Origin of the sequence: Acinetobacter sp. WCHAc060033 (assembly GCF_004209125.1) — a bacterium.
GTDB lineage: Bacteria > Pseudomonadota > Gammaproteobacteria > Pseudomonadales > Moraxellaceae > Acinetobacter > Acinetobacter wuhouensis.
The window spans coordinates 1-10,022 of record NZ_SGSW01000075.1 but is presented as its reverse complement, the minus strand read 5'-3'; the positions used below and the strand labels follow the sequence as shown (position 1 = coordinate 10,022).

12 protein-coding genes are annotated in these 10,022 nt (G+C 34.5%); 4 read left to right on the top strand and 8 right to left on the bottom strand.

Annotated elements, in window-relative coordinates; genetic code table 11:
- Window positions 1–174: 174 nt before the first annotated feature.
- The 3 genes from EXE10_RS19405 to EXE10_RS19395 all read right to left on the bottom strand — a co-directional run bounded on the left by EXE10_RS19405 (window position 175) and on the right by EXE10_RS19395 (window position 3,470).
- A complete protein-coding gene (locus EXE10_RS19405) occupies window positions 175–705 on the bottom strand; it encodes a plasmid replication DNA-binding protein (RefSeq protein WP_108496739.1) in 531 nt (176 codons plus the stop codon).
- A gap of 78 nt (window positions 706–783) precedes the next feature.
- Complete coding sequence (gene repM / locus EXE10_RS19400) at window positions 784–1,713, bottom strand: replication initiation protein RepM (protein WP_108496740.1); 930 nt, start codon at window positions 1,711–1,713, stop codon at window positions 784–786.
- Between the two features lie 587 nt (window positions 1,714–2,300).
- Complete coding sequence (locus EXE10_RS19395) at window positions 2,301–3,470, bottom strand: MobA/MobL family protein (RefSeq protein ID WP_004728458.1); 1,170 nt, start codon at window positions 3,468–3,470, stop codon at window positions 2,301–2,303.
- Between the two features lie 304 nt (window positions 3,471–3,774).
- Between EXE10_RS19395 and EXE10_RS19390 the strand changes: the two genes are divergently transcribed.
- Window positions 3,775–4,548, top strand: coding sequence for a hypothetical protein (locus tag EXE10_RS19390; protein WP_005146105.1), 774 nt, complete (start codon window positions 3,775–3,777; stop codon window positions 4,546–4,548).
- A gap of 157 nt (window positions 4,549–4,705) precedes the next feature.
- On the opposite strand, the gene EXE10_RS19385 is transcribed toward EXE10_RS19390, so the two are convergent.
- Window positions 4,706–5,935 (bottom strand): PD-(D/E)XK nuclease family protein, encoded by a 1,230-nt coding sequence (locus EXE10_RS19385; RefSeq protein WP_086384393.1) that lies wholly within the window; start codon window positions 5,933–5,935, stop codon window positions 4,706–4,708.
- A 69-nt stretch (window positions 5,936–6,004) separates the two neighbouring features.
- On the opposite strand from EXE10_RS19385, the gene EXE10_RS19380 reads away from it, so the two are divergent.
- Window positions 6,005–6,568, top strand: a complete 564-nt coding sequence (locus EXE10_RS19380; RefSeq protein ID WP_086384392.1) for a macro domain-containing protein — start codon at window positions 6,005–6,007, stop codon at window positions 6,566–6,568.
- A 27-nt stretch (window positions 6,569–6,595) separates the two neighbouring features.
- On the opposite strand, the gene EXE10_RS19375 is transcribed toward EXE10_RS19380, so the two are convergent.
- From EXE10_RS19375 to EXE10_RS19360, 4 genes are all read right to left on the bottom strand, one after another.
- On the bottom strand, window positions 6,596–6,982 hold the full coding sequence (locus tag EXE10_RS19375) for a type II toxin-antitoxin system death-on-curing family toxin (protein WP_107112073.1): 387 nt from the start codon (window positions 6,980–6,982) through the stop codon (window positions 6,596–6,598).
- Window positions 6,979–7,158: a hypothetical protein gene (locus EXE10_RS19370; protein WP_107112074.1), complete on the bottom strand. Its 180-nt coding sequence runs from the start codon at window positions 7,156–7,158 to the stop codon at window positions 6,979–6,981. Before EXE10_RS19370 ends, EXE10_RS19375 begins: the two co-directional genes overlap by 4 nt.
- A gap of 63 nt (window positions 7,159–7,221) precedes the next feature.
- Window positions 7,222–7,560, bottom strand: coding sequence for a hypothetical protein (locus tag EXE10_RS19365; protein WP_107112075.1), 339 nt, complete (start codon window positions 7,558–7,560; stop codon window positions 7,222–7,224).
- 9 nt (window positions 7,561–7,569) lie between these two features.
- On the bottom strand, window positions 7,570–8,328 hold the full coding sequence (locus EXE10_RS19360; protein ID WP_107112076.1) for a hypothetical protein: 759 nt from the start codon (window positions 8,326–8,328) through the stop codon (window positions 7,570–7,572).
- A 609-nt stretch (window positions 8,329–8,937) separates the two neighbouring features.
- Here EXE10_RS19360 and EXE10_RS19355 point away from each other — a divergent pair.
- Together EXE10_RS19355 and EXE10_RS19350 are read left to right on the top strand one after the other, a co-directional pair.
- Entirely contained in the window at window positions 8,938–9,366 is a 429-nt protein-coding gene (locus EXE10_RS19355) for an organic hydroperoxide resistance protein (RefSeq protein ID WP_017725649.1), read from the top strand.
- 6 nt (window positions 9,367–9,372) lie between these two features.
- Window positions 9,373–9,804, top strand: coding sequence for a MarR family winged helix-turn-helix transcriptional regulator (locus EXE10_RS19350; protein ID WP_004282098.1), 432 nt, complete (start codon window positions 9,373–9,375; stop codon window positions 9,802–9,804).
- The last annotated feature ends 218 nt before the right edge of the window (window positions 9,805–10,022 follow it).

The window sequence follows — 10,022 nt, the reverse complement described above, 5'->3', positions numbered from 1 at the left end:
ACATAATACACCTTATACGAAATGTGTTCTAATTATCTTTAGAAATCAATGCTGTAGTTCCTAGTTGATAGCCCGAATATCCCTGTTCGGGCTTTTTTTATGATTTTTCACGTTCCACGCCTATTCTTTGATCAATGTTTCACGACTTTGTTCATATGAGTTAAACAATCGTGGTTAATCATAGGGTCTAAAAAAACGGCTCCAAAAGCCTCTTTTCTCCGGTTCCTGTTCAACATGCTCCGGCACGGGAATCCGCTTATTTTCCCTCTGCTCGGGAGTAGTCAATCCGTCATGTTTAGCTTCTGCTGTGTCAGGTTCGGGAGCTGGTTTGACTATGCTGGGTTGCACTAATTCTTGATCGGTAAACGTAGTCATATTAGGTTTTGGGGCTTCTAATAGGCGTTGCATCGTTTCAATTTGGTTTTGATAGAAAGATTCCCGATCTTTGGCATCAGCAAGCTGATTTTTCAACATGTCTATCTGCTGCCTAAGCAGTAAAACTTCTGCCGAATTTGGAATGTCTACTTTTACAGATTCTTTTACATCCTGTTTTTTGACGGGTTCCCCAAAAACACGGATTGCTTCCGCTAGATCAATCTTATTCTCAGAATTTTTACTTAAATTTCCTTTCTTTATGTTATTGTAAATCGTTTGTCTATTGATGTTGTAGAGCTTGGAAAGTTCAAGAACTGTAAGGGTTTTCATCCTGTAAACCTATGCCTAAACTTGTAAAAATATACTGTCTATTAGACTGTCTAATAGACAAATGATCAAGTTTAAATTTTAGGCAGATGCAAAGCCAACTTTTTGAAGATAAGGGAATAATTCTTGGAACTTTTGAGAATCTTGAAGCATTTCTGCAATGCGCACAGCAAATTGCTGGTAGCTTTCGGTGCCTTCTGAATATCGCCCCATCTCAGGTAATTCAGAAAGTTTGTTGGCAAAGAGATGACGTTGTTTATCACTCATTTTGGAGAAAAGGGCTAATGTATCCGTTTCCTTAATTACTTTGTCAGAGTTGGTTTTTTTCTGCTTAAAACTGAAAGAAAAACCGGAAATTGAACGTCCTTTTTTATGTTGTTCATATTTAGCCGTTATATCAGTTAACTCATTTACTTGCTTGAGGGCAAAATCTAAAACATACGTTTTAAAATTACTCATTGTTTTGTATTGATGAGCTTCGACACCAAGTTGTTGTCTAAAGATCGATAGATCAAAAATTGGCGTTTTACCAGCAGATCTCCATTGAATTAATAACTCGTATAACCGAATAGCATAAGAGCTAGTTAATCTCGAAACCTGCTCCAATTCATATTTAGTAAAGTTTTCTTCCAGTCGAGTTATGAGTGGAACAATGTCTTGCGTGAAACGTAGGAAAACGATCCCTGATTGAGGTTCATATCCAATTTTATCGACCCAACGACAGTGAAAGCTACGATCCTTACCAGTCTTAGGATTAATGTCATGATACGTGACATAGCGATCAAACAAGCTTTTAGATGCATCCCGAAGCACGGTATAAGCAGTGTGTTTCTCGACATTAAAGGTATTGATATAACTACTTGCATGTACTTCTAAAAGGCTATTTTCAGTTATCCCGTGTCCTGTTTCTCGAGCTTCAGCAATGGCTAATAGGATCAGCCTTTGTTCAACTGTATCTAGGGTATAGCTAGCTTGAATTAAAGCATTATCCTTTACGATTAATTCACTCATTTCTAATAATAAATTTATAATTAAACTAGGTCGTACAATAGACTATTTTAATTGATTTGTAAATCAACTTGATTTGAGGTCGATAAACCTAGTTTTAAGGTCGATAGACCTAGTTTTATGGGTCGATAAACCTAGTTTTATAGGTCGATAAACCTAGTTTTATGGGTCGATGAACCTAGTTTTATTAGTTCTGAAACCCTTGTGTATAAAGGATTACAGCTTACTTAAAAGCATTTAAAAGATTAAAAATAATTAAAAGCCCAGGGAGTAAAAAATTGCCCTTGGTTTTCGCTACGCTCAAACTCTATTGAATCTCGCTTTCGCTCGATTCGTCGGGGCAATTTTTTGGTTAATACCATCTAGAATTTAATAAAAAGCAAAAGCAGTAGGAATTCGCTACGCTCATAATTTTTTTATCTTCGCTTCGCTCAGTCATGACTCAAAAATATCAAGTCGCTTTGCTCTGTACTTGAATCTTAGCGACAAAAGGGAGCTTGTAATCAGGGAAAAAGCATGGCGAAAATTTTAATTGAGTCTGTTCGCTCGTAGACACTCGCTCTGTAAGGCCTGAATAAAGCCAGATAATTTTAAAAACCTGGACCACCGTAATCATAATCATCAGTTTTAGGTTGTACTGGTTCTGATTGAGTAAGTTTGGGAGGCGTATTTTGTATCGGTAATACGGATTCAGGTCGGGAATGTACCTCAAACTCAAAACATGGGGTGCCGTTACGTCGTGAATCTTCGAGTGTTTCATTCATTTCGTGGATGGACCAACCTTCTTTTTGAAGTATAGGACCTTGGTTTTTTATAATTTCATTCAAATCATTTTTTAGTGTGTCCTTATTTTTTGCATTCTTGATTAAGTAATTCAGGTAATACATCACTTCCAATGATGAAAATGGATGGTTTTCAGCACTATAAAAATATTCATGTTGTTGATCTAATTGCTTTTGGCGTTCTTCGAGTTCTCGTTCTTGCTGGTTGTGTTCTCGGATTTTTTGGATTTGGGCGAGATATTCCGCTGTCGCATTTTGTTGGCCAACGCCTAGTTTTGGCTCTGGAAGGTATAGCGTGCTGTGGATCTCGTTATATTTTTCATAGCTGTCTGCTGAAACCTGATTTTTGATGGTGATGTCTTGGCCATCCAGTGTGTAGGTGACGGTCGGGCAGTGCTGTGCAAGGGCATCATTGAGATGGTTTTCCCATTGTTTTCGGATATAGATCAAAAAAGTGGAATAGTCTGCATGGCCATCTTGCAGCTGGATTTTCTTTGCACCACCTTTGCTTGGCTCTTTGGGGTTATAGCGTTTGAAATATTGTTCGGCTGTCCGTTCAATACCGTCATTGGCTTTGAGAGAGAACATCAGGTGACAGTGGGGCTGATCTTCGCCACTGATGCGTGATTTTACGTTGTGTATTGCGTATGAGTGCGGATATTGCTGTGGGACTATGTGTTTGTCAAAAAACGTCTCTATGAGCGTTTTACGCTGTTCTGGCGTAAACTCATTCGGTAGGGCAATTTCATACTCCATGTAGGCCTTGGCATTGGCTCGTTCATAAGTATCAGCGGCTTGCCAAAATTCAATCGGATCTTTCACCCAGGACGGCATGCATTTGCCAAGTTCAACATGTTCCAGCACCTCATTAGTGTTTTTGCGAACTTGCTCATATTGCATTAGCCGGGCAATGTAGAGGTAATGGCCCATGGCATAACCTTTATTTTTGCTTTTCACACTGAAATGGTAGCTGGCCATGTTCACCTTTTTGTTGGTCTGGGACCGGTTTTTATGGAGTGAAACTAAATGAAAACCGCCCGGATTTGGAATGCCTGGATGGCTGAAAAATCCGGTTGAAGGGGGTCAAGGGGGAAGCGCCCCATTGCGTACTAGTTTCTCCGATTAGGAGAAACTGTCAAGTGCGAATTATTTAAATAAAAAATAGAAATTCTTTTCAAGAAATTTTATTTTTTATTTAAATAATTATTTTCAGACTGCCCGATCCAAATATGGTAAAACCATATTTGGATCGGTAGCAGTTCTGAAAATTCGGCGGCAGATAATGACTTTTGAAAAAGCAAAAAAACGTGGAAGACCGGCTCAATTACTCCAGGTGGCAGAGTTGCATGGCTTTGTTGAATTTTTAAGACGTCAGGAACGCTCGGAACTGCAAGATGAAGTAATGATGTTTCTTCTAAAGAAAGATTTTAACTTTGAGTTATTGTCTGAACCGCAGCAGGTTTTGGTGAAAGAAGCGTTAAAACCGTACCGTGAACACACTAGGCTCGTGCTATTAGCTGACCAATTGGAGTCTGAAAAGAATAAGTCTGAATATGAGAAAAAATTTTTAAAATTATATGATGATTATGAATGCGGTTTGTTAGAGAAGGCAGATGTAAATCTTCTCAAAACCATGTGTACTCGTTATTTAAATTTTAAGGCACAAAAGCTTGATGTCAGTGATTTAGAGTTATATCTGAGTCAGATCCAAAAGAACGAAGCTAAGAAGAAAAGAACTGCTGAAAACCGACGTAAATTTGAAGTTGGTGGTGCTGTGCTTGCAGCCTGTAAAGAGTTGCAAATTGGTTCAAATAGTTCAAGTGAAAGCATAAAAGATATGTTTATTGAATATCATAGATATTTTCATCGTATGAGAGCGACTCGGTTTTTTGCTGAAGCTTCTAGATTAACGAGTAGCTATAGATTAGAAGACGATGTTATCGTTATAGCTTTAAATAATTTATCAAAGTACACCCACGATGGGAAAAGCATTACGACGATTGAGATTGAAAAAGCTATTTTAGAAGTAAATGAATTAAGAAATAAAAAATATTGAATTATCAATTAATTAAATATTTTTTTAGTTGTAAGTTTAGTCCTAAGCTGGGCTTTTTTTGTTGTTGTATTTCGCATAAGAGATTTTATGTTAAATAGCCCTCGATTGAGGGCTTTGAATATTTTAGTTAGAAGGTCTTAATTTATAATTTAAGTGGTTAAATACCACTTGTACTTATGATTTCATTTAGTTTTATGAAGTAATCATTGTAAATACGTTGAGCTAGAGTACCATTTTTTATATTGACCCAAATATCACCATTGCTATCCCAGTGAGCTAACTCTGGAATATCAATATAGATAGGCCAATTAGGTGACTGACCTAATTTAATAGATGGAAATTGTTCTTGAACAAGATTTAATAACTTTTCTCGTTCTTCTACAGTCACAATTACATCTGTAAAATCTGATAAAACTATACCTAAAAAGAATAATCCAAATCGTGAGCGATCGAACTCAACTCTAAATCTAATTTTTTTAGATTCATCTTTTTTGAAAATACTAATTCCTGAATAGGCTTTAGATGTGAGCTCACCCTCAAGAGTAAAACCTTCACATAATTGATTTAGGTCTTCCTTAAACTTTACCAGTAAGTTTTCTTGTACTTGTAGTTTCAATGTTTCGACTTCAATTAGTGCTTTAATGTAGTCATCATGATCTAAGATATTTTTTAACATAACAGTTTGTTCTTCGTTGCTAAGTTGCGTAATAAAGTTTTGAGAGATATATAATTTCAATTCTTCTAGAAAGACTTTTACTCGATCATTTTTCGTATAAAGAATACACTCAGTTAACCATTTAATTAAATCTGCGTAGCCCAATACAGCTAACTTGCTCTGCGATTGTAGAAGTTCGGAATCTTCTTTCGATATACTGTATTCGCTAGGCTCTTTTCCAGAACCAGATAAATAAATCAGTTGCCATTGGTTGGGGTAGCGTTGCTCCAACTCGTCAGCATAATCTTTAAGTTGATTCTTTTGATCAGATGCAAAAGGCTTATTCTCAATACATAATGCGTATTTTTCACCATGACAAAAAATCTCAATTAGGATATCCATCCTTCTTAAAGTATCTAAACGCCAATTTTTTTCTTCCAACTTAACGGTGATTTTAGACTGGTCTAAGTTAATTTTTTGCCAAGATTCATCTAATCCATTTTTTCTAAGTTCAATCCATTTTTTGATAAAAAGATAATCTTGTCCGTGACTACCTTGAGGATCTAGTAGGTCAGCTAGGATATTACTTAGTATTAATTCATCTGTGCGAAAATAGCTAAAGATGGAAAACTTTGGAGCTAGAAGATTTTTATATCGATTTAAAAATAAAGAATTTACTTTTTTTTCTTGAACAACCTCATCTAATAAATTAAGTAAAACTTTTGATTGCATACTTTCCCCTTGTTATTTAACTTATTAAAATATTTGCAAAAATTTATTAATGATTGGAACCTATTTTATATGAATCGGATTACATTAGTACATGGGGATATTACTACCTTATCTGTAGATGCTATTGTGAATCCAGCTAATAAATCATTACTTGGTGGTGGTGGACTAGATGGAAAGATCCATAAAAAAGCAGGATCTTTAATGAAATCAGAGTGCATTCAGATTAATCAAGAAAAAGGTGGATGTGCTGTTGGAAATGCGGAAGTAACGACAGCTGGAAATTTACCTGCAAAATATCTGATTCATGCTGTTCCACCTAGATGGTTAGGCGGTGAAAAAAATGAACCTCAACTCTTATGTAATGCTTATAGCAATGCACTTTTGAAAGCTAATCAGGTTCAAGCAAAAACAGTGTCATTTCCAAATTTAGGAACAGGGATTTATAAGTATCCATTACAGCAGGCAGCTGAATTTGCAATTGGATCTATCATGATGACATTACCCTCATGTGAAGCCGTAGATGAAGTGTTTTTTGTATGTTATGAGAAAGATAATTATGAAATATATAAGGAAATTCTAGAAAATCTCTATGATGAAAATATTCAGATAGAGATTACAGCTATAGCCAAATAGTGTCTTCAACCTATTAATTCCAAGTCATTAAATGACAGATAGATCATATAAGAATTCTGCGACCAGTTTAGATAAAGTGTCATGTGATTCTTGAGATTCAACGATATCAACCATTAAGTCATCTAGTCCTGTTTGTTCTAAGATGGTGATTCCTTGAATTTCAAGATAGGTTAGCATTACTGCGAGGCCTGTTCTTTTATTACCATCAACAAAAGCATGTCCTTTTGAAATAGCTATACCAAACCAAGCTGCTATTTCAAAAATATCATCAACACCGCTGTAATACATTTGCTGATCTATACGGTTTAGAACACTTTCTAATTTATCAATATGGCAACCAGCACGTCCAACGCCTGTTTGCACAAGAATTTCATCGTGAACAGCTATAACAAATGTTGAGCTAATTAAACTCATTTATAAGCTAACTCTTGGATCTCAGCTTTATGTTGCTGAATTACACGCTTAGCACTATGCATGACGACTCGTTTAGTCGCTTCATCATGACTAAACTGCATAGGTAATACTTGACCAGAAACCTTTTCTCGTTGTGAACTTTGATCAAGATTATAATCTTTAAGACGTTTTCTCATTGATTAGACCTTCTGAAAATGAATATTTTATTTTAACTAAAGTAAATCGGTTAAACAGCACTTTTATAAAATCCGATAGTGCGGATCTTTCCTAAGAATAACTTTTTTTTCATCTAAATCGAAAAAAGAATAGAGCCTCTTCACTTTGGATTTGTAGAGCAATGATTTATCTAAATACATTATTGCTTTGGATTTATTTTTATCAAAAATGATTCGACCTCTTGGAATCTGCTCGTATTCATAGTTTTGTAGCTCAGGATATTGTTCTTGTAAAGTTGTCCAATATTCTACATGGGTGTATGGACTATCAATGAGGCCAATTGAATCAGCTTGCTCATACTCAAAAGTATGAGCAATGCCAATCACTTGATGATTCCAGTACCAAAAAATTCCTATTTTCATTAGTTTCTTTTACATCAAAGATAATTTTTTTCTAAATTCTAGAATATCTTCACTTTCATTAAATAGCTGTAAATAATTTAAAGTAGCTTTTCTCGCCTTTTGTGAAACTGATGCAAAATGTGCTGGATGAGGTGCTCGAAATACTAATATTTCATCATTCCATATCTTCATCGTAAATTTATCAACTGGCTCTTTTAAAATAATTTTTTCATTAGATGATAGATTTAAGATTTCTTCCAATTTAGGGAAATTATGATGATATTGACCTACAAAGAAAATTACTTTGGGCTTTAGCTCTATAATCTGTTCAGATAAATTCTGAATAGACAGTTGTTTTAATTCTTCATATACATTTTTATATGAATTATTTTTACTCAGCTTATTAAAAGATTTCTTTTTATAATCAAATAAATAGAAATTTAACCACTGAACATATTCATTATTATTCTTACTTTTAATTTTCTTCATAAATTGAAGGAAACTACTTTGACCAGCCGATTCCGTATCAGACAGTGTAATATGACGATTTTTACTATTTTCAATAATACTTTTTATATCTAACTCTGGTTCTAAAAACTTTTTGAGTTTCCCTTGCCATCCTCTTGTTTCTTGTCCAACTAATAAAATTTTATTTTTTGATAATTTAAAACTTTCATCAAAATTAGGAATAAATGGAAAGCTTAAATCTTGTAAACATTCTTTTTCTGCATCAGATAGCTCTTTTAGTTTTATGCTTAATTCCTCTAACTTTTTTTCACAATCAATCATATTTTCCCCATTAATTTTTATTAAATTACAATAAATTATAAATTAATTATTATCTTAATCAATATAATAAAAAAGCCCGACATCCTGTCGGGCTTTTTCATATCGGGTTGCTCGTCTTACTGATCTCGTGTTGCCCATTCCTTGCGCTATTTTTTTATTCTTGTTTTCTGGAAACATCCAGTTCCCTTATGTATTCATCATAGGGCTAATACCTTGGATTACCAATCCGCAAAACCCTTAAATCTATGTAAGTTTTGGCTTACAAAGTTGGCCTATTTTATTCCAAGAGTTGTCCGCAGAAATTGGGGATTATTTCTGAACTGTGACCCTTGAGAAATCAGGAAAAAATGCAAAAACGAATGTTTTTTGATCAACTTTATTGGCTAAAAGTTACATTTTTGCTTAAAAATAAACCGACTTGTTTCCAAGTCGGTTGAACGAGAACGTTCCAGAGGGTATGAATAACGATAAGATACTGATATTAAAGTAATATTAAAAACACGTTTCGTATAAGCTCTATTATGTTAAATGGAATATAAAAAACAGTTGACATAAATACATTGTGTGCAATTATATTGCACACAATGTATTTATTTAAAGGTAATCAAAATGAGTAATCTTTATTCTACCCAGGTTAAAGCAATCGGTGGACGTTCAGGAAATATTCGTAGTGAAGATGGTATCTTAGAACTAAAATTGGCTTTGCCAAAAGAATTAGGTGGTAAGGGTGATGCAACGAATCCTGAACAATTATTTGCAGCTGGCTATGCTGCATGCTTTGGAAATGCAGTGATCCATGTAACTCGTAGCAATAAAGAATATAAAATCCGTGATAACGATGTAGAGGTCCTGAGTACTGTTGGAATAGTTGCTAATGGCAATGGTGGATTTGCCTTGACAGTACACTTAGATGTCACGCTTTCAGGTATTTCACAAGCTGAGGCAGAGAAAATCGTGGAACAAACGCATCAAGTATGTCCTTATTCCAATGCTATTCGAGGTAATATACAGGTGTCTACCACTGTCTATACCAAATAAAAAGCTATGTCCAAGAATCAGCTTTGCTTAGATGAGCAACTATGTTTTCCTATTTATGCTGCATCTAATTTAATCGTAAAAGCTTATCGCCCTTTTCTTACACCTCTCGGACTCACTTATCCTCAATATTTAGTGATGTTGGTTTTGTGGGAAAAAGAATGTGTAAGTGTGGGTGATCTTGGACAAATTTTACATCTTGATAGTGGAACATTAACCCCACTATTAAAAAGAATGGAGACATCTGGTCTAATTAATCGATCACGTGATCCTAATGATGAAAGACGAGTTTTTATTTCATTAAAAGATAAAGGGCGAGACTTATCTGCTGAAGCAGAAAAGATTCCTAAAGAGCTTACCAAGAACATTGAGTTTGATAACTTAAATCAATTACGAGATGAATTAAAAGTATTAGTTAATCTATTATCAGAAAGAATTTGAGACCTCTTAATATCTGATAATGGAAGCCTGTTTACTTTCAAGAATCAATTAGTTTTTCTAAAATAAACATAATACACCTTATACGAAGTCAAAAAAATATATCTATATGATAATTAATGAAATTGTAATAACTATTCATAATGACCATTATGTAAAATGGATATGATAGAAGTGTACTAGTGAGTACACTTCTATCATAAAAAAGAGAGCTGCTAGCT